At 69.2% G+C, this 23952-nt stretch carries 25 protein-coding genes and 1 tRNA gene; 14 read left to right on the forward strand and 12 right to left on the reverse strand.

Annotation, left to right across the window (positions count from 1 at the left end):
* Nucleotides 1-177 precede the first annotated feature (177 nt).
* From acs to OP79_RS57070, 5 genes are all read left to right on the forward strand, one after another.
* Nucleotides 178-2175, forward strand: coding sequence for an acetate--CoA ligase (gene acs, locus OP79_RS20620; RefSeq protein ID WP_078491908.1), 1998 nt, complete (start codon nt 178-180; stop codon nt 2173-2175).
* A 160-nt stretch (nt 2176-2335) separates the two neighbouring features.
* Nucleotides 2336-3742: a Na+/H+ antiporter NhaA gene (gene nhaA / locus OP79_RS20625; RefSeq protein WP_033321748.1), complete on the forward strand. Its 1407-nt coding sequence runs from the start codon at nt 2336-2338 to the stop codon at nt 3740-3742.
* An 80-nt stretch (nt 3743-3822) separates the two neighbouring features.
* Entirely contained in the window at nt 3823-4299 is a 477-nt protein-coding gene (locus OP79_RS20630) for a phage holin family protein (RefSeq protein ID WP_033321749.1), read from the forward strand.
* Complete coding sequence (locus OP79_RS20635; protein ID WP_033321750.1) at nt 4296-5261, forward strand: alpha/beta fold hydrolase; 966 nt, start codon at nt 4296-4298, stop codon at nt 5259-5261. The genes OP79_RS20630 and OP79_RS20635 overlap by 4 nt, the downstream gene beginning before the upstream one ends.
* Nucleotides 5262-5580: 319 nt before the next feature.
* Nucleotides 5581-5760, forward strand: a complete 180-nt coding sequence (locus OP79_RS57070) for a hypothetical protein (RefSeq protein ID WP_078491910.1) — start codon at nt 5581-5583, stop codon at nt 5758-5760.
* Nucleotides 5761-5780: 20 nt separating this feature from the next.
* Here OP79_RS57070 and OP79_RS20640 read toward each other — a convergent pair whose 3' ends face one another.
* From OP79_RS20640 to nth, 3 genes are all read right to left on the reverse strand, one after another.
* The gene (locus OP79_RS20640) at nt 5781-6983 is read right to left on the reverse strand and encodes a MarP family serine protease (protein WP_033321751.1); all 1203 of its coding nucleotides are present in this window, start codon (nt 6981-6983) and stop codon (nt 5781-5783) included.
* Between the two features lie 120 nt (nt 6984-7103).
* The gene (locus tag OP79_RS20645) at nt 7104-7799 is read right to left on the reverse strand and encodes an NUDIX hydrolase (RefSeq protein ID WP_033321752.1); all 696 of its coding nucleotides are present in this window, start codon (nt 7797-7799) and stop codon (nt 7104-7106) included.
* A gap of 52 nt (nt 7800-7851) precedes the next feature.
* The gene (gene nth / locus OP79_RS20650; protein ID WP_051744780.1) at nt 7852-8952 is read right to left on the reverse strand and encodes an endonuclease III; all 1101 of its coding nucleotides are present in this window, start codon (nt 8950-8952) and stop codon (nt 7852-7854) included.
* Between the two features lie 251 nt (nt 8953-9203).
* On the opposite strand from nth, the gene OP79_RS20655 reads away from it, so the two are divergent.
* On the forward strand, nt 9204-9878 hold the full coding sequence (locus OP79_RS20655) for a Crp/Fnr family transcriptional regulator (protein ID WP_016642758.1): 675 nt from the start codon (nt 9204-9206) through the stop codon (nt 9876-9878).
* 290 nt (nt 9879-10168) lie between these two features.
* On the opposite strand, the gene OP79_RS20660 is transcribed toward OP79_RS20655, so the two are convergent.
* The 4 genes from OP79_RS20660 to sp36 form a co-directional block, all read right to left on the reverse strand.
* Nucleotides 10169-10999, reverse strand: coding sequence for an MBL fold metallo-hydrolase (locus OP79_RS20660; RefSeq protein ID WP_033321753.1), 831 nt, complete (start codon nt 10997-10999; stop codon nt 10169-10171).
* Nucleotides 10996-11865: an NUDIX hydrolase gene (locus OP79_RS20665; RefSeq protein WP_033321754.1), complete on the reverse strand. Its 870-nt coding sequence runs from the start codon at nt 11863-11865 to the stop codon at nt 10996-10998. Before OP79_RS20665 ends, OP79_RS20660 begins: the two co-directional genes overlap by 4 nt.
* Before the next feature lie 140 nt (nt 11866-12005).
* Nucleotides 12006-12473, reverse strand: a complete 468-nt coding sequence (locus tag OP79_RS20670) for a RidA family protein (protein ID WP_033321755.1) — start codon at nt 12471-12473, stop codon at nt 12006-12008.
* Nucleotides 12470-12631, reverse strand: coding sequence for a Sp36 family protein (gene sp36 / locus OP79_RS54005; protein ID WP_003975360.1), 162 nt, complete (start codon nt 12629-12631; stop codon nt 12470-12472). The genes OP79_RS20670 and sp36 overlap by 4 nt, the downstream gene beginning before the upstream one ends.
* Before the next feature lie 187 nt (nt 12632-12818).
* Here sp36 and bagA point away from each other — a divergent pair, with 187 nt between their 5' ends.
* Together bagA and bagB are read left to right on the forward strand one after the other, a co-directional pair.
* Nucleotides 12819-13796 carry an ATPase BagA gene (gene bagA, locus OP79_RS20675; protein ID WP_033321756.1) on the forward strand — a complete coding sequence of 326 codons (978 nt, stop codon included), beginning with the start codon at nt 12819-12821 and terminating at the stop codon, nt 13794-13796.
* Entirely contained in the window at nt 13793-15097 is a 1305-nt protein-coding gene (gene bagB / locus OP79_RS20680; RefSeq protein ID WP_033321757.1) for an ATPase BagB, read from the forward strand. The genes bagA and bagB overlap by 4 nt, the downstream gene beginning before the upstream one ends.
* 179 nt (nt 15098-15276) lie before the next feature.
* Here the strand turns inward: bagB and wblA are convergent, their stop codons facing one another.
* Nucleotides 15277-15615: a transcriptional regulator WblA gene (wblA, locus tag OP79_RS20685; RefSeq protein ID WP_033321758.1), complete on the reverse strand. Its 339-nt coding sequence runs from the start codon at nt 15613-15615 to the stop codon at nt 15277-15279.
* Nucleotides 15616-16023: 408 nt separating this feature from the next.
* Between wblA and OP79_RS20690 the strand changes: the two genes are divergently transcribed.
* Entirely contained in the window at nt 16024-18294 is a 2271-nt protein-coding gene (locus tag OP79_RS20690) for a transglycosylase domain-containing protein (RefSeq protein WP_033321759.1), read from the forward strand.
* Between the two features lie 87 nt (nt 18295-18381).
* Here the strand turns inward: OP79_RS20690 and OP79_RS20695 are convergent, their stop codons facing one another.
* Nucleotides 18382-18846 (reverse strand): GatB/YqeY domain-containing protein, encoded by a 465-nt coding sequence (locus tag OP79_RS20695; RefSeq protein ID WP_033321760.1) that lies wholly within the window; start codon nt 18844-18846, stop codon nt 18382-18384.
* 119 nt (nt 18847-18965) lie between these two features.
* Here OP79_RS20695 and OP79_RS20700 point away from each other — a divergent pair, with 119 nt between their 5' ends.
* Complete coding sequence (locus OP79_RS20700) at nt 18966-19892, forward strand: metallophosphoesterase (protein ID WP_033321761.1); 927 nt, start codon at nt 18966-18968, stop codon at nt 19890-19892.
* A gap of 79 nt (nt 19893-19971) precedes the next feature.
* Here OP79_RS20700 and OP79_RS58055 read toward each other — a convergent pair whose 3' ends face one another.
* Nucleotides 19972-20100, reverse strand: a complete 129-nt coding sequence (locus OP79_RS58055; protein ID WP_281193221.1) for a hypothetical protein — start codon at nt 20098-20100, stop codon at nt 19972-19974.
* Between OP79_RS58055 and OP79_RS20705 the strand changes: the two genes are divergently transcribed.
* The 3 genes from OP79_RS20705 (at nt 20090) to OP79_RS20715 (ending at nt 21664) form a co-directional block, all read left to right on the forward strand.
* Nucleotides 20090-20857, forward strand: coding sequence for a Pr6Pr family membrane protein (locus tag OP79_RS20705; protein WP_245685398.1), 768 nt, complete (start codon nt 20090-20092; stop codon nt 20855-20857). The genes OP79_RS58055 and OP79_RS20705 overlap by 11 nt on opposite strands.
* 56 nt (nt 20858-20913) lie before the next feature.
* Nucleotides 20914-20987: transfer RNA gene (locus OP79_RS20710), tRNA-Pro, on the forward strand.
* A 152-nt stretch (nt 20988-21139) separates the two neighbouring features.
* On the forward strand, nt 21140-21664 hold the full coding sequence (locus OP79_RS20715; RefSeq protein ID WP_157857335.1) for a hypothetical protein: 525 nt from the start codon (nt 21140-21142) through the stop codon (nt 21662-21664).
* A gap of 102 nt (nt 21665-21766) precedes the next feature.
* Here the strand turns inward: OP79_RS20715 and OP79_RS20720 are convergent, their stop codons facing one another.
* A complete protein-coding gene (locus tag OP79_RS20720) occupies nt 21767-22207 on the reverse strand; it encodes a tyrosine-type recombinase/integrase (RefSeq protein ID WP_245685399.1) in 441 nt (146 codons plus the stop codon).
* 168 nt (nt 22208-22375) lie between these two features.
* Between OP79_RS20720 and OP79_RS20725 the strand changes: the two genes are divergently transcribed.
* Nucleotides 22376-22900: a hypothetical protein gene (locus OP79_RS20725; RefSeq protein WP_051744781.1), complete on the forward strand. Its 525-nt coding sequence runs from the start codon at nt 22376-22378 to the stop codon at nt 22898-22900.
* Here the strand turns inward: OP79_RS20725 and OP79_RS20730 are convergent.
* Nucleotides 22824-23648: an IS5 family transposase gene (locus OP79_RS20730; RefSeq protein WP_106972436.1), complete on the reverse strand. Its 825-nt coding sequence runs from the start codon at nt 23646-23648 to the stop codon at nt 22824-22826. The two genes, OP79_RS20725 and OP79_RS20730, sit on opposite strands and share 77 nt — an antisense overlap.
* Nucleotides 23649-23952 lie beyond the last annotated feature (304 nt).

Genomic DNA, 23952 nt, shown 5'->3' on the forward strand with positions numbered 1-23952 from the left:
AAACGCCCACCCCCACCAGGCTCCCGCCACCCGCGAGCCTGAACCGCACACCTCCCCCGTCCGTGAAAACGTGTGGCCCCCTGTGCGCGGGGCCACCACCGCCGACCACCACCGCCCCAATAGGTCTAAACCAATTTCGGCGACGGCCCTTGTCACCAGGGGTCCGCGTCTGATGAGCTGGCCTGGGACACAACGGACACCCTGGGAAAGGGAGATGTCGTGAGCAACGAAAGCCTGGCCAACCTGCTTCGTGAGGAGCGCAGGTTCGCGCCGCCCGCCGACCTGGCCGCGAACGCCAACGTCACAGCGGAGGCGTACGAGCAGGCCAAGGCTGACCGGCTCGGTTTCTGGGCCGAGCAGGCGCGCCGGCTGACCTGGGCCACCGAGCCGACCGAGACGCTGGACTGGTCGAATCCGCCCTTCGCCAAATGGTTCGCGGACGGAAAGCTGAACGTCGCGTACAACTGCGTCGACCGCCATGTGGAGGCCGGGCACGGCGACCGGGTCGCGATCCACTTCGAGGGCGAGCCCGGCGACAGCAAGGCCATCACCTACGCCGAGTTGAAAGACGAGGTCTCCAGGGCCGCCAACGCCCTTACGGAGATCGGAGTTGAGAAGGGCGACCGGGTCGCCATCTACCTGCCGATGATTCCCGAAGCCGTCGTCGCGATGCTGGCTTGCGCCCGCATCGGCGCCGCGCACTCGGTCGTCTTCGGCGGCTTCTCGGCCGACGCCATCGCCACCCGTATCGAGGACGCCAGCGCGAAGCTGGTCATCACCGCGGACGGCGGCTACCGCCGCGGCAAGCCCTCCGCGCTCAAGCCCGCCGTCGACGAGGCGGTCGCGCGGGTCGACGGCGTCGACAAGGTCCTCGTCGTGCGCCGTACGGGCCAGGAGGTCGACTGGACCGAGGGCCGCGACATCTGGTGGCACGAGATCACGCAGAAGCAGTCCGCGGAGCACACGCCCGAGGCGTTCGACGCCGAGCAGCCGCTGTTCATCCTCTACACCTCGGGGACGACGGGTAAGCCGAAGGGCATCCTGCACACCTCCGGCGGCTACCTCACCCAGGCCGCGTACACCCACCACGCCGTCTTCGACCTCAAGCCGGAGACCGACGTCTACTGGTGCACGGCCGACATCGGCTGGGTGACGGGCCACTCGTACATCACGTACGGACCGCTCGCGAACGGCGCGACGCAGGTGATGTACGAGGGCACGCCGGACACCCCGCACCAGGGCCGCTTCTGGGAGATCATCCAGAAGTACGGCGTGACGATCCTCTACACCGCGCCCACCGTGATCCGCATGTTCATGAAGTGGGGCGACGACATCCCCGCGAAGTTCGACCTGTCCAGCCTTCGCGTGCTGGGGTCGGTGGGCGAGCCGATCAACCCCGAGGCGTGGATCTGGTACCGCAAACACATCGGCGCCGACAAGTGCCCGGTCGTGGACACCTGGTGGCAGACCGAGACCGGCTCGATGATGATCTCGCCGCTGCCGGGCGTGACGGAGGCCAAGCCCGGCTCCGCGCAGCGCGCGCTGCCCGGCATCTCCGCGACGGTCGTCGACGACGAGGCGAACGAAGTGCCGGACGGAGGCGGCGGCTATCTCGTCCTCACCGAGCCGTGGCCGTCGATGCTGCGCACCATCTGGGGCGATGACCAGCGGTTCCTCGACACGTACTGGTCGCGCTTCGAGGGCAGGTACTTCGCTGGTGACGGTGCGAAGAAGGACGAGGACGGCGACATCTGGCTGCTCGGCCGGGTCGACGACGTGATGCTCGTGTCCGGGCACAACATCTCCACCACCGAGGTCGAGTCGGCGCTCGTCTCGCACCCCTCCGTCGCCGAGGCGGCGGTCGTGGGCGCGGCGGACGAGACCACCGGCCAGGCGATCGTGGCCTTCGTGATCCTGCGCGGCTCGGCCGCGGAAACTGCGGACCTGGTGGGCGAGCTGCGCGCCCACGTCAGCAAGGCCCTCGGCCCGATCGCGAAGCCCAAGCGGATCCTGCCGGTGGCCGAGCTGCCCAAGACCCGCTCCGGCAAGATCATGCGCCGTCTGCTGCGCGACGTCGCCGAGAACCGCGAGCTCGGTGACGTCACCACGCTCACCGACTCCACGGTGATGGAGCTGATCCAGACGAAGCTCCCGTCGGCGGCCAGCGAGGACTGACAGCCCTACGTACGACGAGAAGGGCACCCGGCGACACACCGGGTGCCCTTCTTACGTAAGCTAAGGAAAGCGTCAACAACTCGACAAGAAGCCTGAGGTGCGCCGGGAAGTCTGGTCGGCATGTGCTCTGCCCTGCCTACCGACCGGAGGTCGAACCCACGTGCCCGCGCCCGCACCCGCCCCCAGCAAAGACCGCAAGGTCCTCGGACGGCTTTCGCTCCCCGAGCGGAACTTCGTCGCGGAAGCCCTGCGCACCGAAACCGTCGGCGGCGTGCTCCTGCTCCTCGCCGCGATCGCCGCGCTGATCTGGGCGAACAGCGGGCTGAAGGAGAGTTACGAGTCGGTCCGCGACTTCCACCTCGGGCCCGCCTCGCTCGGCCTCGACCTCTCCATCGGGCACTGGGCCGCCGACGGACTGCTCGCGGTCTTCTTCTTCGTCGCCGGTATCGAGCTCAAGCGCGAGCTGGTCGCCGGTGATCTCAAGGACCCCAGGGCCGCCGTACTCCCGGTCGTCGCCGCGCTCTGCGGCATGGCTGTGCCCGCGCTCGTCTACACGCTGGTCAGCGCCACCGGCGGGGGCTCGCTCGCCGGCTGGGCCGTGCCGACCGCGACCGACATCGCCTTCGCGCTCGCCGTCCTCGCCGTCATCGGTACGTCCCTGCCGAGCGCCCTGCGCGCCTTCCTGCTCACCCTCGCGGTCGTCGACGATCTCTTCGCGATTCTGATCATCGCGGTGTTCTTCACCGACGACCTGAACTTCGCGGCCCTGGGCGGCGCCGTCGTCAGCCTCGCCGTCTTCTGGCTGCTGCTCAGGAAGGGCATACGCGGCTGGTACGTGTACGTCCCGCTCGCCCTGGTCATCTGGGGGCTGATGTACAACAGCGGCATCCACGCCACCATCGCCGGTGTCGCGATGGGCCTGATGCTGCGCTGCACCAGGCGGGAGGGCGAGGAGCACTCGCCCGGCGAGCGCATCGAGCATCTCGTACGTCCCTTGTCGGCGGGCCTCGCCGTGCCGCTGTTCGCCCTGTTCAGCGCGGGGGTCGCGGTGTCGGGCGGCGCGATCGGAGAGGTGTTCACGCGGCCGGAGACGCTGGGTGTCGTGCTCGGTCTTGTCGTCGGCAAGGCGGTCGGCATCTTCGGCGGTACGTGGCTGACGGCCCGCTTCACCAGGGCGGAGCTCTCCGAGGAACTGGCCTGGCCGGACGTCTTCGCGGTGTCCTCCCTCGCGGGCATCGGCTTCACCGTCTCGCTGCTCATCGGCGAGCTCGCCTTCGAGGGCGACGAGGTCCTCACCGACGAGGTCAAGGCCGCCGTCCTGACGGGCTCGCTGATCGCGGCCGTCCTGGCGGGGACCCTGCTGAAGATACGGAACGCCAAGTACCGCAAGCTCTGGGAGGCCGAGGAGCTGGACGAGGACCTCGACGGCATCCCCGACGTCTACGAGCAGGACAACCCGGAGTACCACCTGCGGATGGCCGACATCTACGAGCGGAAGGCCGCCGAACATCGCAGGCTTGCCGAAGTGACGGCCGGGGCAAGCGAGGAGAACGACGGTCCGGCATGATCTGACACGCACGCAAAACGCCCAGGAGCCGAAGAGCCCCAGGGTCCAAGTGAACGTCCCAAGAGAACAGGGAGTACGCGATGAGCGCACCCGACGGCAGCCCGGTCGGCGCCGAACGCAGCATCGGCCAGCTGTTCGCCTCGGCGACGACCGAGATGTCCGCGCTGGTGCACGACGAGATCGCGCTGGCGAAGGCCCAGCTCAAGCGCGACGTCAAGCGCGGTGCGGTGGGCGGCGGCGCGTTCGCGGCGGCCGGGGCGGTACTGATCTTCTCCCTGCCGATGCTGAGCTTCGCGCTGGCGTACGGGATCCGCACCTGGAGCGACTGGAACCTCGCCGTCTGCTTCCTGCTGTCGTTCGCCGCGAACGTGCTGGTCGCGGGCGTACTCGCCCTGATCGGCGTCGTCTTCGCGAAGAAGGCCAAGAAGGGCAAGGGGCCGCAGAAGACCGCGGCCTCGGTCAAGGAGACCGCAGCCGTCCTGCAGAACGCGAAGCCGCACCCGCGGGCCGAACCGGTCGGTGAGGGCGTCAAGGCTGTGGCACGCTCGTCCTCATGACGGGCTCCTCCATCCCTGCGGGGCAATCACCCTCGGCGCCATCCACCTCGGTCGTACGGCTCGACGTGCCCGGCGGGAAAGAGGTGCGTCACCGGGACGTCGCCGCCAACGGCGCGCGTTTCCACATCGCCGAGATGGGCGACGGGCCGCTGGTCCTGCTGCTGCACGGCTTTCCGCAGTTCTGGTGGACCTGGCGGCATCAGCTGGTCGCACTCGCCGACGCGGGCTTCCGCGCGGTCGCGATGGACCTGCGAGGCGTCGGCGGCAGTGACCGTACGCCGCGCGGCTACGACCCGGCGAACCTCGCGCTGGACATCACCGGGGTCGTACGGTCCCTCGGCGAGCCCGACGCGGCCCTGGTCGGGCATGACCTCGGCGGCTATCTGGCGTGGACGGCGGCCGTGATGCGCCCCAAGCTGGTGCGCCGGCTCGCGGTGGCCTCGATGCCGCATCCCCGGCGATGGCGCTCGGCGATGCTCACGGACATGAGGCAGACCAAGGCGGGCTCGTACATCTGGGGCTTTCAACGGCCCTGGATCCCGGAGCGCCAACTCGTCGCCGATGAGGGCGCCCTGGTAGGCCGTCTCGTACGGGACTGGTCCGGGCCGCGGCTGCCGGACGACGAGGCCGTGGAGATGTACCAGCAGGCGATGCGCATCCCCTCGACGGCGCACTGCTCGGTCGAGCCGTACCGCTGGATGGTGCGCTCGCTGGCGCGGCCGGACGGCATCCAGTTCAACCGTCGGATGAAGCGGCCGGTGCGGGTGCCGACGCTGCATCTGCACGGCTCGCTCGATCCGGTGATGCGCACGCGCAGCGCGGCGGGCTCCGGGGAGTACGTCGAAGCGCCGTACCGCTGGCGGCTGTTCGACGGGCTGGGGCACTTTCCGCACGAGGAGGACCCCGCAGCGTTCTCGACCGAACTCATCAATTGGCTCAAGGACCCAGAGCCGGACCGCTGAGGAGCCTGGCTCCGCTGGAAATGCCGTTCGAAGCTGCGGGTCCATCGTGGCTGGTCGCTCCCCCACTCTCGAACAGGCTCGAGCGGGGGGACCCCCATCGCGGCGGAGCCGCATATCGACACAGCCCCGCGCCCCTGAGAGGCCTGCGGCCTCCCTGGGGCGCGGTACCGCACCGGACCTTGGCAAGGCCGCCTCGATCAGGCCCACTGAGGCCCCCGACGGGAACGCTTGTCCTACGAACTGCCAATGCCTCGCGCATAGGCCAATTGGGGGCCATGGGGGCGGTTATCGACCTTGGGGCAGGGGCAGACGTCGGGGTATGGGCTGGACGCACGACTACAGTGACGCAGCACGCAACCGCCGCTCGGCCGGTGGCCTGAGCTCCCACCAGAGGGGCGCCCCGCAGATGCAGGGCACGGACCCCCGGCTGGGCATCCCACGCATTCTGAGGCGCCGGGCCCGCTGGGTCTCGGCGCGCCTGCGCCATCCCCGCGGCTGAACCGCCCCCGCGGCGCCCGGTCACAGCGCGCAGCTGTCGCTGTCCACCTGCTGGTTGGCGGTGCGGCCCTTGGCGATGTCCTCCTGGACCTCGTCCGCGGTGAGCGCGTACCCCGTCTCCGGGTCGTCGAGGGACTTCGCGAAGACCACTCCGTACACCTTGCCGTCCGGGGTGAGCAGCGGCCCGCCGGAGTTGCCCTGGCGCACGGTCGCGTAGAGCGAGTAGACGTCGCGGCGCACGGTGCCCCGGTGGTAGATGTCCGGGCCGTCGGCCGTGATGCGGCCGCGTACGCGCGCCGCGTTGACGGTGTACGAGCCGTTCTCCGGGAAGCCCGCGACGATCGCGCCCTCGCCGCTCGCGGCGTCCTGGGACGTGAACTGGAGAGCGGGGGCGCGCAGATCGGGTACGTCGAGTACGGCGATGTCGCGCTCCCAGTCGTAGAGCACTACCTTCCCGGCGTACCGCTTGCCCTCGCCGCCTATCTGGATGTACGGCTCGTCGACGCCACCCACCACGTGCGCGTTCGTCATCACGCGGCGCTGGCCAAAGACGAAGCCGGTGCCTTCGAGGACCTTGCCGCAGCTCTCGGCGGTGCCGGTGACCTTGACGATGGAACGCTGGGCGCGGACGGCGACCGCGCTGTTGGCCAGGGCCGGGTCGGGGGCCTCCACTTCCTTGATGGGCTCGTCCGAGAACGGGCTGAAGACCTGCGGGAAGCCGTTCTGCGCGAGGACCGAGGAGAAGTCGGTGAACCAGGTGTCGGCCTGGTCGGGCAGGACCTCCGACACCCCCAGCAGCACCTTGGAGTTACGGACTTCCTTGCCGACCGTGGGCATCGCCGTCGTATTGGCCAGCATCGAACCGATCAGCCAGGCGACCAGCAGCATCGCCACGACGTTGACGAGGGCGCCGCCCGTGGCGTCCAGGGCGCGGGCCGGGGACCAGGTGATGTACCGGCGCAGCTTGTTGCCGAGGTGGGTGGTGAGGGCCTGGCCGACGGAGGCACAGACGATCACGACGACCACAGCGACAACGGCAGCCGTGGTGCCCACTTCGGCGTCATCGGTCAGGGCGTCCCAGATGACAGGCAGCAGGTAGACGGCGACGAGACCGCCGCCCAGGAAGCCGATCACCGACAGGATGCCGACGACGAACCCCTGGCGATAGCCCACGATCGCGAACCACACGGCGGCGACCAGCAGCAGGATGTCCAGCACGTTCACTGATTCAAGCCTCGCCTCGTCACTTCACGTTCGCCATCGCCCGGCCGGGGGTCCGGCCCGCCGCGCAGCGGCAATGGGACACAACATTCCCCGGAAAGACACAGCACGGCGCCCACCCTGTCATGAGCGCCAGTCGAGCGGGACCTGCTTCTCGCGGTCCCAAGGTCGTTCCCAGCCGGAGTAGTGCAGGAGTCGGTCGATGATTCCGGCTGTGAAACCCCAGACGAGGGCGGATTCGACCAGGAATGCCGGACCTTGGTGGCCGCTGGGGTGGACGGTCGTCGCGCGGTTGGCGGGGTCCGTGAGATCCGCCACGGGGACGGTGAACACCCGGGCCGTCTCGTTCGGATCGACGACGCCCACCGGCGTACGCTCGCGCCACCAGCCCAGCACCGGGGTGACCACGAAGCCGCTCACCGGGATGTAGAGCGCGGGCAGTACGCCGAAGAGCTGGACGCCGCGCGGGTCGAGCCCGGTCTCCTCCTCGGCCTCGCGGAGAGCGGCCCGCAGCGGCCCGTCGGCCTTCGGGTCGCCGTCCTCGGGGTCGAGGGCGCCACCGGGGAACGACGGCTGCCCCGCATGCGATCTGAGCGAATGGGCTCGCTCCATGAGCAGCAGCTCGGGGCCGCGCTCCCCTTCGCCGAACAGAATCAGTACGGCGGACTGGCGGCCCGCGCCGTTCGTCGGCGGCAGGAAGCGGCTCAGCTGGAGCGGCTCCACCGTCTCCACGGCGTGCACCACCGGGTCCAGCCAGCCGGGCAGGCCGTCCTTGCTCAGGCCCAGTCGGCCGTTGTGCATATCGCTCGCGTGCGTCATCGACACCCCCGTTCTGCTGATCTCAACGCCCTTGGCCCACCTGATCGTTCCGTCATCCCGAATCCGCTGAAGACGCGCTCGGCGCGGGCGCCCCCAGCGGCGGCGCGGGGATGCCGCCCGCGTCCAGGTACGCCTGCGGAGGCTTGAGGCGCTGGCCCGGGAAGCCGCCCTTCTCGTACTTCAGGAGCTTCCTGGCCTTCTCCGGGTCCGTCTCGCCCTCTCCGTACGCCGGGCAGAGCGGGGCGATGGGGCAGGCGCCGCAGGCTGGCTTGCGGGCGTGGCAAATACGGCGGCCGTGCCAGATCACATGGTGGGAGAGGTCCGTCCAGTCGCTCTTGGGGAAGAGCGCGCCGACGGCTGCCTCGATCTTGTCCGGCTCCTTCTCGTCGGTCCACTGCCAGCGGCGTACGAGCCTCTGGAAGTGGGTGTCCACGGTGATTCCTGGCCGCCCGAAGGCGTTGCCGAGCACCACGAAGGCGGTCTTCCGGCCCACGCCGGGGAGCTTGACCAGGTCCTCCAGACGTCCGGGAACCTCGCCGCCGAAGTCGTCCCGCAAGGCCTTGGAGAGCCCTATCACCGACTTGGTCTTGGCCCGAAAGAAGCCCGTCGGCCTGAGGATCTCCTCGACCTCCTCGGGGTTGGCCGCGGCCAGGTCCTCCGGAGTGGGGTACTTGGCGAAGAGCGCCGGCGTCGTCTGGTTCACCCGCAGGTCGGTCGTCTGGGCCGAAAGGACGGTGGCGATCACGAGCTGGAAGGAGTTCTCGAAGTCCAGCTCCGGGTGGGCGTACGGGTAGATCTCGGCGAGCTCGCGGTTGATACGGCGGGCGCGGCGGACAAGGGCGGTACGGGACTCGTTCCGGGGAGGTTTGGCGGGGGTCACTTCGGCGGGGGCGGCTTTCTTGGTGGTGGTCTTCGTGGGTACGGCCTTCTTTGCGGTGGCAGCCTTCTTTGCGGGTGCCTTGGTCGCCGTCCGGGCAGCTTTCTTGGCGGGCGCGGCCTTCTTCGTCGTAGCCGATGCCTTCTTCGTAGGAGCCGTCGCCTTCCTCGCGGCCCCCGACGCCCCTTCGACCGGTGCCGGACTCGCCGCCTTTGTCGTTTTCTTCGTTCCGCCGGAGCTCTGTTCGCCCACAGCGGAATCGCGACGTGCAGCCACCCGTCCAGCCCCCTTGACCTGTGCTCTCACCGGCGATTTGGACACCCGGCCAGCCTAAAGCCCACCACCGACATCCGCCCCGCCCCTCCGGGATCGGCCCTCAATTGGCCCCCTGCCGCACTGCCCGGGACGTGCGTGCGGCAGACTTGTGACTGATCACACTGTTTGGACCGTCCGGCAATATGGGGAACACCGTCCCCTGGTACACGGGGGAGCAAGATCCCCTGAGCAGGTCGACAAGGAGAGAACTCGTGGACGACGTTCTGCGGCGCGCCCCGCTCTTCGCGGCGCTCGATGACGAGCAGGCCGCGGAGCTCCGCGCCTCCATGAGTGAGGTGACCCTCGCGCGCGGCGACGCGCTCTTCCACGAGGGTGACCCGGGTGACCGCCTGTACGTGGTCACCGAGGGCAAGGTCAAGCTCCACCGCACGTCCCCCGACGGCCGCGAGAACATGCTCGCCGTCCTCGGTCCCGGCGAGCTCATCGGCGAACTGTCTCTGTTCGACCCGGGCCCGCGCACGGCGACCGCCAGCGCGCTGACCGAGGTCAAGCTGCTGGGCCTGGGCCACGGCGACCTTCAGCCGTGGCTGAACGCGCGCCCCGAGGTGGCCGCCGCCCTGCTGCGCGCCGTCGCCCGGCGCCTGCGCAAGACGAACGACCAGATGTCCGACCTGGTCTTCTCGGACGTTCCCGGCCGGGTCGCGCGCGCCCTGCTCGACCTGTCGCGCCGCTTCGGCGTGCAGTCCGAAGAGGGCATCCATGTGGTGCACGACCTCACCCAGGAGGAGCTCGCCCAGCTGGTCGGCGCCTCCCGCGAGACGGTCAACAAGGCGCTCGCCGACTTCGCGGGCCGCGGGTGGCTCCGGCTGGAGGCGCGTGCGGTGATTCTGCTGGACGTGGAGCGGCTGGCCAAGCGGTCTCGCTGACGCTGGGTCTTGGCCGTACGGCGATGGGGTCCCGCCCTTTGGGAGGCGGGACCCTTTTGTTGTCGCTCGTGGGGGCGTGCCGGGATGGTTCTCGCCCCCGCCGCCCCTACCCGTCCCGTCCCTGGGGCTGCGCCCCGGGACCCCGCCAGGGGGTGGGGGGTGACATGTCGTGTCGCGGCTGCGGGGCCGTTGTGGCTGATCGCGCAGTTCCCCGCGCCCCTAAGAGGCCTGCGGCCTCCTCGGGGCGCTCCTGCAGCCGCCCACGCGGGGAAGGGGACAGGGCGCGGGCTCTAAATGAGGCCGTGCTCCCGCAGATAGTCCAGCTGTGCCCGTACCGACAGTTCCGCCGCCGGCCACAGCGAGCGGTCCACGTCGGCGTACACATGCGCCACTACCTCGCTCGGCGTGCGGTAGCCGTTCTCGACCGCTGTTTCGATCTGGGCCAGGCGGTGGGCGCGATGGGCGAGGTAGTACTCGACGGCTCCCTGGGCGTCGTCGAGGACGGGGCCGTGGCCCGGCAGCACCGTGTGTACGCCGTCGTCGACCGTCAGGGACCTCAGTCGTCGCAGGGTGTCCAGGTAGTCGCCGAGGCGGCCGTCGGGGTGGGCGACGACTGTGGTGCCCCGGCCGAGGACCGTGTCGCCGGTCAGGACGGCGCGGTCGGCGGGCAGATGGAAGCAGAGCGAGTCGGCGGTGTGACCGGGGGTCGGTACGACGCGCAGCTCCAGGCCACCCGTCCTGATCACGTCTCCGGCCGCCAAGCCCTCGTCGCCGAGCCGCAGCGCGGGGTCGAGCGCCCGTACCTTCGTGCCGGTCAACTCAGCGAACCGCGTGGCGCCCTCGGCATGGTCGGGGTGCCCGTGCGTCAGCAGGGTCAGCGCTACCCGCTTGCCCGCCTTCTCCGCCGTATCGACGACATGGCGCAGGTGTACGTCGTCCAGGGGCCCCGGGTCGATCACCACCGCGAGCTCGGAGTCCGGTTCGGCGAGGATCCACGTGTTCGTCCCGTCGAGCGTCATAGGGGACGCGTTGGGGGCGAGGACGTTGATCGCACGCGCGGTGGCGGGGCCGTCGAGAACCCCGCCCCGCGGCTGGCCGGGAAGGGCTGCTGCGTCCGTCATGCGGGGGCTCCACCGGTCGGGATGTGCTTGGTGAACTCGTCGTGTCCTGGCCAGGAGAGCACCAGCTCGCCGTCCTCCAGGCGGGCCTTCGCCAGAACGGGGGCCAGATCGCGTTCGGGTGCGGCGGCGAGGGCCTCGGCGGCAGTGGCGTACGAGCGGAGCTGGCGCAGGGTCGCGATGGTGGGCGGCATCATCAGGAGGTCGCCCTTGTCGTACGCGTCCGCCGCCTCCCCGGGGCGGATCCAGACGGTGCTGTCGGCCTCCGTGGAGACGTTGCGGGTGCGCTGGCCTTCCGGGAGGGCCGCCACGAAGAACCACGTGTCATAGCGGCGCGGTTCGAACTCCGGGGTGATCCAGCGCGTCCACGCCCCCAGGAGATCGGATCGCAGCACAAGCCCTCTGCGCTCCAGGAACTCTGCGAAGGAGACGTCCCGGGCGACCAGGGCCTCACGGTCCGCCTCCCAGTCGTCGCCCGTGGTGTCGCCGACCACGGAGTCCGGGGTGGGGCCGGCGAGCAGCACGCCCGCCTCCTCGTACGTCTCGCGCACCGCCGCGCAGACGATCGCCTGGGCGGAGGTCTCGTCGACGCCGAGCCGGGACGCCCACCACGCGCGCGTGGGACCCGTCCAGCGGATCTGCCGCTCGTCGTCCCTGGGGTCCACGCCGCCCCCGGGATACGCGTACGCGCCTCCGGCGAAGGCCATGGAGGCGCGTCTGCGCAGCATGTGTACGGCGGGAGTGCCGTCAGTGTCCTTGAGCAGCATGACGGTGGCCGCCCGCTTGGGGGTGACCGGTGTGAGCCTGCCCTCCGTGAGCGCGCGGATACGGTCCGGCCACTCCGGTGGGTACCACTGCCCATTCGCCATGCGCGGAGGCTATCCCGTAGAGAGCTGATGTTCGAGAGGCAACAATCGGCTGCTCCAGGGGCTGCCCCGGAGGAACCAGTGCCAGAACCAATGCCCCCAGGAAGCCCGATCGACCGACCGACGCCCCGGAGAGGACCTGATTACGCCTCCGTCAGCTCCACCTGGATCTCGACCTCCACCGGCGAGTCCAGCGGCAGCACCGCCACCCCGACCGCACTTCGAGCGTGTACGCCCTTGTCGCCCAGGACCGCGCCCAGCAGCTCGCTCGCGCCGTTCACTACGGCGGGCTGGCCGGTGAAGTCGGCGGCCGAGGCCACGAAGCCGACGACCTTCACCACGCGCGCGACACGGTCGAGGTCACCGGCGACCGACTTGACCGCGGCCAGGGCATTCAACGCACAGGTGGCGGCCAGCTCCTTGGCCACCTCCGGAGTGACCTGAGCACCCACCTTGCCGGTGGCGGCAAGCTTGCCGTCCACCATGGGGAGCTGGCCGGAGGTGTAGACGTACACCCCGGACCGCACGGCAGGCTGATACGCGGCCAGCGGCGGCACGACCTCGGGGAGGGTCAGCCCCAGTTCGGCCAGCTTGGCCTCGACGGCGCTCATGCCTGCTTCTCGCGCTTCAGGTAGGCCACCAGCTGCTCGGGGTTGTTCGGCCCGGGCACCACCTGGACGAGCTCCCAGCCGTCCTCGCCCCAGGTGTCCAGAATCTGCTTCGTGGCGTGTACGAGCAGAGGCACAGTCGCGTATTCCCACTTGGTCATGTGGCCGACTGTATCCGCTGCCACGCACGGCCTCCCGCGCGCCTTGCACCCCGCCTTCGGCACGCCTTACGGCCGGCCTCCCACGCACGTTCCCCACAGCCTCCGCCACCCGTTCTCCACAGCCTCCGCCCACCGTTGTCCACAGCCTCCTGCGTAGCCCGGCCGCCGACTGGTTAGGCTCGAAGATGTGAGCAGGCTCCAGGTCGTCAGCGGCAAGGGCGGTACCGGCAAGACGACGGTCGCCGCAGCACTAGCGCTCGCCCTCGCGACGGAGGGCAAACGCACCCTCCTGGTCGAGGTCGAGGGCAGGCAGGGCATCGCGCAACTCTTCGAGACGGAGGCGCTGCCCTATGAGGAGCGGAAGATCGCCGTCGCTCCCGGGGGCGGGGAGGTGTTCGCCCTCGCCATAGACCCCGAGCTGGCGCTTCTCGACTACCTCCAGATGTTCTACAAACTGGGGGGCGCCGGACGCGCCCTGAAGAAGCTCGGCGCCATCGACTTCGCGACGACGATCGCGCCCGGCCTCAGGGACGTACTCCTCACCGGGAAGGCGTGTGAGGCAGTCCGCAGGAAGGACAAGACCGGGCGGTTCGTGTACGACTACGTCGTCATGGACGCCCCGCCGACGGGCCGCATCACCCGCTTCCTGAACGTGAACGACGAGGTGGCGGGCCTCGCCAAAATAGGCCCGATACACAATCAGGCGCAGGCCGTCATGCGGGTCCTCAAGTCCCGTGAGACGGCTGTCCACTTGGTGGCCCTCCTGGAGGAAATGCCCGTCCAGGAGACCGTCGACGGCATCTCCGAACTGCGTGCCGCGAAGCTGCCGGTGGGGCGGATCATCGTGAACATGGTGCGGCCCGCCATCCTCGACGAGGCCGACCTGGACCTCACGCGTGAGGCACCGCGTACGGCCATCGCCAAGTCGCTGTCCGCGGCCGGACTCGGCGGCGCCCGCCGCGGCGGAGTCGCCGAGCGGCTCGTGGAACCGCTGCTCACCCAGGCCGAGGAGTACGCCGAGCGGTACGCACTGGAGCGCGAACAGCGGGCCGCACTCCAGGCGTTGGGCCTCCCGCTGCACGAACTCCCGCTGCTCGCCGAGGGACTGGACCTCGCGGGCCTGTACGAACTCGCCACCGAACTGCGCCGGCAGGGGATCTCATGAGCTTGGACCCGGTTCGCCTCCTGGACGTCGACCCGCTGCTCGACGACCCGAAGACCCGCATCGTGGTCTGCTGCGGGGCGGGCGGCGTCGGCAAGACCACCACCGCGGCGGCCCTCGGGCTGCGTGCCGCCGAGCGCGGCCGGAAGGTGGTCGTCCTCACCATCGACCCGGCGCGCAGGCTCGCCCAGTCGATGGGCATCGACGCGCTCGACAACACCCCGCGCCGGGTGAAGGGCGTCGACGACTCCGCGAACGGCGAACTGCACGCGATGATGCTCGACATGAAGCGCACCTTCGACGAGATCGTCGAAGCGCACGCGGACCCCGAGCGGGCCGCCGCGATCCTGAACAACCCCTTCTATCAGTCGCTTTCGGCGGGCTTCGCGGGCACGCAGGAGTACATGGCGATGGAGAAGCTGGGCCAGCTGCGGGCCCGCGACGAGTGGGACCTGATCGTCGTCGACACGCCTCCCTCGCGCTCGGCGCTCGACTTCCTGGACGCCCCGAAGCGGCTCGGGTCCTTCCTGGACGGCAGGCTGATCCGGCTGCTGACCGCGCCGGCGAAGCTGGGCGGCCGGGCGGGGATGAAGTTCCTGAACGTCGGGATGTCGATGATGACGGGCACCCTGGGCAAGCTGCTCGGCGGCCAGCTCCTCAAGGACGTCCAGACGTTCGTGGCCGCGATGGACACCACCTTCGGTGGTTTCCGTACGCGCGCGGACGCCACGTACAAGCTCCTCCAGGCGCCCGGCACGGCCTTCCTGGTGGTGGCGGCCCCGGAGCGCGACGCGCTGCGCGAGGCCGCGTACTTCGTGGAGCGGCTGGCCGCCGAGGACATGCCGCTCGCGGGTCTCGTACTGAACCGGGTCCACAGCAGCGGCGCCGCCCAGCTGTCCGCCGAGCGGGCGCTCGCCGCCGCGGAAAATCTTGCGGAAGCCCGCATTGTCGATCAGGAGGGTGGGAAAGCTGGACTTCGTAACTCTCCCGACACGTACGGCAGTTCAGAATCGCCCGATTCCGCCGTTCCCGAGGCTCCCGCACCCGACGCAGGCTCCCCCGCCGCGGACCGGATCGACGCCGAAGGAGCAGGGACGGCCCGAACCGTCGACCATCTCACCGCGGGCCTGTTGAGGTTGCACGCCGAGCGCATGCGGCTGCTCTTCCGCGAGCAGCGCACGCGTGACCGCTTCACCTCGCTCCACCCCGAGGTGGCGGTGGCGGAAGTGGCCGCGCTGCCCGGCGATGTGCACGACCTCGCAGGGCTGCGGGACATCGGGGACCGGCTCGCGGCCGGTGCCTAGCCGGCCGGAGCTGCGTGAGCCTCTCGGGGTCGCGTGGACCCCTGCTGCGTACGGGACCGCGCGGGCCGGGTCGCAGACAGCGTCGTATACGGCCCGTACAGCAGTCGTATACGGCTGTGTACGGCGCTTGTAGGTACGCGCGACCGCGGCGGTTCGTGTGACGTGACCGCGGCGAGCGGTCAGCCCACCGCCGCGTAGTGCTCGTACACCTCTTCCTCGTCGAGGGGCAGAATGCCCGCCCCCCGCTCGTATTCCGTACGCGCTGTCTCGAGCAGCCTGCGCCAAGAGGTGACGGTTGGCCGCCTGCGCAGCAGTGCGCGGCGCTCCCGCTCCGTCATCCCTCCCCACACGCCGAACTCGACGCGGTTGTCCAGCGCATCGGCAAGACATTCCGTACGCACCGGACATCCGGTGCACACCGCCTTCGCCCTGTTCTGCGCTGCTCCTTGAACGAACAGTTCGTCCGGATCGGTAGTGCGACAGGCCGCCTGCGCACTCCAGTCGGTTACCCAGCCCATACCGGCGCCGTCCTCTCCCGAATCGAGGCTCCCCCACGGCGGCAGCGGCATATTCACCGCCGCCAGTTGAGGACGTTACGGAAGGTGGGCACAGTCAACCAGCCCCTGCGTGCCCAATCTTGAATGGCCCGAATGGACTATGGGTACGCGACAGATCACCCAACGGAGTGAGCCGACGGCATACGTAACCTTCCCGGCAAACCAGGACAGTTGAGCTGCGTCACAACGGACGCCAAGTGACACATGAGGCGGATTCGGGCACGAGCCCAACAAAAAAGTTGGGAAACGACTGGAACGATTCGGGGTCGCCAGCCGTATTGATACGTAGCCCTGCTGCTGTGACAGTTGTGAGCAGCTTAGGCCAAGGCCTGTACGCGTGTCCGGTGAATGAGAACGTAGGCTGCCCTCATGGCAAACAAACGCTCGGGTGGCGGCCTGTCTCCGGTTCAGCAAGCCGCCAAGTTCCTAGGTGTCAGCGTGCTCGCGGGAGCCGTCGCGGCGGGCATCGCGCTGCCCGCGGCCGGCGCGCTGGGGCTGGCGGCCAAGGGCTCGGTCGAGGGTTTCGACGAGATCCCCGCCAACCTCAAGCGTCCGCCGCTGAGTCAGCGCACCACGATCCTGGACAACCAGGGAGGGCGGATCGCCACGGTCTACTCGCGCGACCGCACCGTGGTCGAACTCAAAGACATATCGCCGTACATGCAGCAGGCGATCGTCGCGATCGAGGACTCCCGCTTTTACAAGCACGGCGCAGTCGACCTCAAGGGCGTCCTGCGCGCGCTCAACCGGAACGCGCAGAGCGGCGAAGTGTCCCAGGGCGCGTCCACGCTCACGCAGCAGTACGTGAAGAACGTCTTCGTGGAGGAGGCCGGCGACGACCCGACGCTTGTCGCCCAGGCCACGCAGCAGACCCTTGGCCGCAAGATCAAGGAACTGAAGCACGCGATCCAGGTCGAGGAAGAGCTCGGCAAGAAGAAGATCCTCGAGAACTACCTGAACATCACGTTCTTCGGCCAGCAGGCCTACGGTGTCGAGGCCGCGGCCCGGCGCTACTTCTCCACGTCCGCGAAGGACCTGAAGCTGGAGCAGGCCGCGCTGCTCGCCGGCGTCGTCCAGTCACCGACCCGCTACGACCCGGTCAACGACGAGCAAGAGGCGACACAGCGGCGCAATGTGGTCCTCCAGCGCATGGCCGACCTGGGCAACGTCTCCCAGGCGGAGGCCGACGCGGCCAAGGAGAAGCCACTCGGCCTGAAGGTCAGCAAGCCGAACAACGGGTGTATTACGGCGGTCAAGGGCGCTGCCTTCTTCTGTGACTACGTCCGCGAGGTGTTCCTGACCGACCCGGTCTTCGGCAAGACCAAGAAGGCCAGGGCCAAGGTCTGGAACCAGGGCGGTCTGACGATCCGTACGACGCTCGACCCGCAGTCCCAGGAGTCGGTGCAGGCGTCGCTCAAGACCCACGTCTACAAGAAGGACAAGGTCGCGGCGGCGTCGACGCTCGTCGAGCCCGGCTCCGGCAAGATCCTGGCGATGGGCCAGTCGAAGCCGTACGGCTACGGCAAGAACGAGACGGAGTACAACTACTCGGTCGACGCGAAGATGGGCGGCTCGAACTTCGGCTTCCCGACGGGTTCGACGTTCAAGCCGTTCCTGGCCGCGGCCGCCCTGGAGGAGGGCAAGCCCGCCAACCAGGTCTATCCCGCGCCGTACGAGATGCCGTATCCGACCTCGGTGCAGACGTGCAGCGGAAAGCCCTGGATCAACCAGGGCGGCAAGGCCAAGGTCGAGAACGAGGACGAGTCGGAGGTCGGCCCGTACGGCCTGGAGGAGGCCATGGGCAAGTCGGTCAACACCTACTTCGTGCAGATGCTTGAAGACACGGGCATGTGCCCGGTGGTGAAGATGACCGACAAGCTGGGTGTGGTGCAGGGCAACGGCACCAAAGTGCCCGAGGTGCCCTCCTCGCTCACCCTCGGCTCCACCGGCCTCTCGCCCCTGACCATGGCGAGCGCGTACGCGGCCTTCGCCAACCGGGGCACGTACTGCACGCCGGTCGCGATCGAGTCGATCAGCCAGCAGCTCGGCGGTGAGAAGAAGTCGCTCAAGGTGCCGAAGTCGTCGTGCTCGCGCGCGATGTCGGAGTCCACCGCGGACATGATCAACGCGCTGCTCAGCGGCGTGGTCGACTCCGGTACGGGCCAGCAGGCCGGTCTCACCGACCGGGACAACGCAGGTAAGACCGGTACGACGGACTTCCGCAAGAACGCCTGGTTCGTGGGCTACACGCCGAAACTGTCCGGCGCGGTCTGGGTCGGCAGCGCCACCCAGAAGGTCAAGATGGTGAACATCACGATCGGCGGCGAGTGGCACGAGAAGGTCTTCGGCGGCGCGGTGCCCGGACCGATCTGGAAGGACGCCATGGCCGGCGCTCTCGCGGGCAAGGACTCCGGGAGCTTCAACCCCGTCAGGATCCCCGAGGTCGAGCGCCCCCGGGAGGAGGACCGCGACGACGAGGACAACGGGGACGAGGACAACCGCAACGGCGGGAACGACAACGGCGGCATCGGCGATATCCCCGACCTCCCCGATCCGTCCTTCTCGATACCCGAGGAGTGGACGATCGGCGGGAACGGCAACAACGGCGGCGGCAACGGGAACGGTGGCAACTTCCCGTAGGCCCGCCCTACTCCCGTACGCCGGTGGGGGCGCCCCTTGCAACAAGGGGCGCCCCCACCGGCGTACGGCCGTCCCGGCCTTCGGGCCTCAGCCCGCGAGCTGCTTCTTGACCAGCGCGGCGACGCGGCCGCCCTCGGCCAGGCCCGCCACCTTCGGGTTCACGATCTTCATGACCTGGCCCATGGCGCGCGGGCCCTCGGCGCCGGCCGCCTTCGCCTCCTCGACCGCCTGGGCGACGATCTGCTGGAGCTCGTCGTCGGACAGCTGCTTGGGCAGGTACTCGGCGAGGACCTCGCCCTCCGCCTTCTCCCGCTCGGCCGACTCGGCGCGACCGCCCTGCGTGAAGGCCTCGGCCGCCTCGCGGCGCTTCTTCGCCTCCTTGGCGATCACCTTCTGCACCTCGTCGTCGGAGAGCTCGCGCTTCTCCGTACCCGCGACCTCCTCCTTCTGGATCGCGGCGAGGGTCAGCCGGAGCGTCGAGGAGCGGAGCTCGTCGCGCTCCTTGATCGCGGCGTTGAGGTCTTCCTGCAGCTTCGACTTGAGCTTGGTCATGGGAGCGATTGTCGCAGGTGTGGTGCGACAACCGCCCGTTGATTTCCCGCGGCACGCCTTCGTCGCCCGGGGCTGGGCCGTGCGGCTCGTCCGTACGGGTCGTCTGACACGATGGGCGTATGCGCGCGCGATACGGAGTACCCCTGGGAATCACGGCGGCCGGCGCTGCCGGTCTGCTCTACTCGGTGGGTTTCGAGGCCCGTTCCTTCCGGCTGCGGCGGGTGACGGTCCCGGTGCTGCCGCCCGGGATGCGCCCGCTCCGCGTCCTCCAGGTCTCCGACATCCACATGGTGAGCGGCCAGCGCAAGAAGCAGCGCTGGCTCCGCTCGCTGGCCGGGCTGCGCCCCGACTTCGTCGTCAACACCGGCGACAACCTGTCCGACCCGGAGGGCGTGCCGGAGGTACTGGACGCGCTGGGTCCGCTGATGGAGTTCCCGGGCGCGTACGTCTTCGGCTCGAACGACTACTACGGGCCCAAACCCCGCAACCCCGCCCGGTACCTGCTCGAGAAGGCGCAGGGACGGCACGGGCTGAACGGCAACCCGCCCGTCGTAGGCGCCATCCACAACCCGTGGGAGGACCTGCGCGACGGGTTCGACTCGGCGGGCTGGCTGAACCTGACGAACGTCCGGGGTGCGCTGAAGATCGACGGCCTGGAGATCGAGCTGACCGGCCTCGACGACCCGCACATCAAGCGCGACCAGTACGCGCGCGTGGCCGGCGGCCCGTCCGACTCGGCCGACTTCTCGATGGGCATCGCCCACGCCCCGTACCTGCGCGTCCTCGACGCCTTCACGGAGGACGGCTACCCCTTGATCCTGGCCGGCCACACCCACGGCGGCCAGCTCTGCCTCCCCTTCTACGGCGCCTTCGTCACCAACTGCGACCTGGACACGGACCGGGTGAAGGGCCTGTCCACGCATACGGCCGCCGGGCGGACGGCCTACCTGCACGTCTCGGCGGGCTGCGGCACGAACCGCTATACGCCGGTACGGTTCGCGTGCCCGCCGGAGGCGACGCTGCTGACGCTTACGGGGAGGGAGTAGAAGGGGTAACGGAACTGGTGCATTGAGGGAGGCCTCCCTCGGCCGGTTCAACCCGCATCGCCCCTTTTGTCCGCCGAACTTAGCGTGAGGGCATGACCGCCCCCATGCCCCCCATACCGGCCTGCACACCGGCATCCATACCGGCGTCCATACCGGCGTCCATACCGGCGTCCATACCGGCGTCCATGCCCGCGGATATGCCGGACATCCCCGCCATCCCCCGCATAGCCGCCGAGGCAGCCGCCACCAAGGTCCCCATGGTCCCGGCGTATGCGGTGCTGCCGCGCGTACGCCGCCCCCTGGCCGCCGCCTTCCGCGCACTCATCGCGTTGACGGCGGCGACGGGCGTGACGATCACGCTGTTCGCGGGCAGCCCACTGCGAGCACTGACCCACTTCACGCTCCAGAGCGGCATCCTGGCGGCGGCGGTGTTCGCCCTCTCCTCCGGGCGCGCATGGACGGCCCACCGCCCACTCCCGCCGTCACTCACCACCGGCACGCTGCTGTACGTCACTGGCGCGGGCGTGTTCCACCACGTGATACTCGCGAACGGCTCGCCGACCGGCGGTGCCGCCCCGCTCACCGGCTGGCAGGCCCTCTCGAACCAGCTCCTCCACACGGCGCTCCCTCTCGCGGCAGCACTGGACTGGCTCCTGCTGACCCGCCCCGCCCCGCTACGCCCGCACCACGCGGCGGTCTGGCTCCTCTTCCCCCTCGCGCACCTGACCTTCACCCTGACCCACGGCGCTTTCCTGCCGCCGAACGACCCGACCGGCTCCCTGTACCCCTTCCTGGACCCAGTTCGCCACGGCTACATCGGAGCCCTCAGCAACGCCACCGTCCTCACCCTCGCCTGCTACAACCTCGCCCTTCTCCTCATCGCCGTCGATCGCATCCGCCCAGGCCCGGGCCCACGTCGCAGACCCCCGAAAACCGGATTTCGCCTCCAGCCACCGGTGGGCTAAAGTAAACGACGTCGCCACGGCACAACCCACTTGAAGTGGCCTGCTCAAAGCGACATCGGGGTGTAGCGCAGCTTGGTAGCGCGCTTCGTTCGGGACGAAGAGGTCGTGGGTTCAAATCCCGCCACCCCGACGCTGGTCAGAGGCCCATCCGCGTGATTGCGGATGGGCCTCTGTCGTGCCTAGGGGGCCAAACCGGGGGCCAACCGAAGATGATCAAACTTCAGATGCGCTGTGGTTCGGTCCGCGTGCCTGGTGGGCAGAAGACTCAGTTCTAATGGCGTCATGGACCCAGGCATAGCTGGATTAGCAGGAACCGCGATCGGTGGCGTCATCGGTGTCGTGGGCACGCTGGCTTCCACGCGGCTGGCCGGTAGAGACCAGAGGCGGAACCAGCACGAACACTGGCGGCGGCAGCAGCGGCGAGACGCATACAGCCAACTACTGAGTCAAAGCTCCGAGGCAATCAGGCTGGGCACCGCGGCCACGGACGCCTACGAAGGCGACGAGGCCAGTGCAGTTGACCTCGCGCCGCAGTTCGAAGATGCGGTCCGCAGACTAGATGCAGCGGAGAGCCTAGTGGCCTTGGAAGGTCCACAGGAAGCAGCCCTTGCGGCGATGGAACTAGTGGGGGCGCTGCACGTGTGGACGAACATGCTGGGTCTCGCCATCGCCACAGACGAGGGGCACTATGTGCCGAGCATGGGGGAAGCATCAGTGGGCGTGTCCACACTCCTGGAGCGCAAAGAAAAGACCTACGAATCCTCAGATGCTTTCATCCAGCTTTGCCGAGACCTACTAGATTCGTAATCCTGGGTCCTCACTCCTTCCAATCGTCTCGGGGCCCAATCGCGAAGATCGGGCCCCGAGGCAGGGCAAATCCCACACCGTACGGCTGAAGATCTACGACCCTTACGTCGCTCTCTCGTCATCGGAGAAGATCTCATCCATGGCTTCAGCGCCTTGCGTGATCACGGGGCGAAGCTGCTTTCGATAGACAGCTTCTGTGGTCGCCTGGCTACTGTGGCCGACCAAGAGCGCGATCCGTTCCAGCGGGATGCCGTGGTCAGAGAGCAGGGACACGAAGCTGTGCCGGAGCTCCCGCGGGGTCCACTCCGGCTCCAGTCCGGCTTTCTTCACGATGGCCTTGAAGTCTCGCCGGACATTGGCCGCGTCGAGCGGTTCACCGCTCCGGGTCGTGAAGACACAGCCGGTAGGGCTCCACTCCATCCCTCGTGACGCTCGCTCCTGCTTTTGCCATCGCATGTGCTCTACAAGGACGTCGACCACCTGCTTCGGCAGCGCGATCGTCCGGCGGCTCTTCCTGGTCTTCGTCTCACCGTGCTTGCGCACTGAACGCCACACCGCGACGTGGGACGGAGCCCCATCCTTGACCTTAGAGGTCGTTCTCTTTCCGAACCTCGTGTGCGACTTTTGCTGCTCAGACATGAGAGCGCGGCTGTCGCGGAAGTCTCGGCTCGTTGCTGGCCGAGATGTCGTGGGGGGTGGCGGATGCCGTCGATGCGGGCGGTCCTGGAGGCGCGGCAGAAGGCCGCGGCGGTGCGGGTGGAGGAACTCGAGGCCGAGCTGGAGCGGGTGCGGGCGGCTCTGGCGGACGCGGAAGAGGTGCTCCGGCGCCGGGTGATCGGCCTGGAGCAGTATCTGGAGGCGCTGGCCGAGGAGGATGCGCCCGCCGTGGTGGCCGACGGGGTGTCGCCAAGGAAGCCGGTGGGACCGCGCCGGGCGGTGCCTCATCGGCAGAACGCGGCCGGGGTCGGGGGTTTGTCGGTGGACTACCAGGCGTTGATGGCCGCCGCCCTGGAGGCGGGAGGCGACGGGCTGGGTGCCCGGCGGGCAGCGGTGGTACTGGGCTGGGACAGCGCGTTGGCCTCCCGGGTCGAGGGAGCGCGGGCACGGTTGAAGCGGCTGGTGGAGCGGGGCTGGCTGGTGGAGGAGAAACCGGGCAGGTTCATGCTGCCCGCACCGGAACAGGCTCCTGGTGCTGGTGCTGGTGCTGGTGCTGGGCGGCCAGGCGGCGGCTCATGAGCGTGGCCATCGACCACAGGACGACGGCTTCGCTGGTGTCGGTGCGCCGCTCGTAGTCACGGACCAGGCGCCGGCCGCGCAGGAGCCAGGCGAAGGATCTTTCCACGACCCAGCGGCGGGGCAGGACCTGAAAGCCGCTGGCATCGTCGCTGCGGCGGACGACGTCGAGAACGACTCCCAGGTGCCGGGTGGTCCAGTCGGCGAGGTGGCCGGTGTAACCGCCGTCGGCCCAGATGCGCGCCAGCCGCCGCAAGCGATTCTTCGCCGTCGGCAGCAGGATGCGGGCGGCGTCCCGGTCGGTCGTGGAGGCCGGCGTGACCAGCACGGCCAGCAGGAGCCCGAGGGTGTCGGTGAGCAGGTGGCGCTTGCGCCCGTTGATCTTCTTGCCGGCGTCGAACCCCCGCGAGGCGTGGGCGACGGTGGCGTCCGCCTTCACCGACTGCGAGTCCACGACCGCCGCACTCGGCTCCTCCTCACGGCCCTCAGCTGCGCGGACGGCTCCGCGCAGCCGGTCGTGCAGCTCGGCCACCAGTCCCGTATCCCGCCAGCGGGCGAAGAAGGCGTACACCCGTGGCCAGGGCGGGAAGTCACAGGGCATCGCCCGCCACTTGATGCCGTTGTCGACGAGGTAGCGCACCGCGTCGATCATCTGCCGGTGGCAGTAGCCCTCCGGACGCCCGCCCCGGCCCGCCAGCCATCCCGGCACCGGCAGCAGATCGCGCACCCGTGCCCACTCGGCATCGCTCATGTCCGAGCCGTACCGGGGCCGGCGCTCCGGCCGGTCGGCCGCGTTCCCGAACCGATGGGCGAGACAGTCACACCCCCGAGTGGACCAACTGGACCCGGCAACCACGACCACGCGACACTTCGACAACAGGGCCTCTTGCTGCTCGCTGGACTCGACAACCGCGAGCTACCAAGAGGCCCTAATCCGTTGCTAAGGGCGTTCCGAGGGAGCGAACGCCCACTACCGGCGACGACGCCAGCGCGGCGACTGGCACGCCGCCGCCCAGCGCAACCTCTTCAACCGCATGATCGGCCAGCTCTACCAC

It is taken from the genome of Streptomyces yerevanensis, from assembly GCF_000716805.1.
Lineage (GTDB): Bacteria > Actinomycetota > Actinomycetes > Streptomycetales > Streptomycetaceae > Streptomyces > Streptomyces flaveus.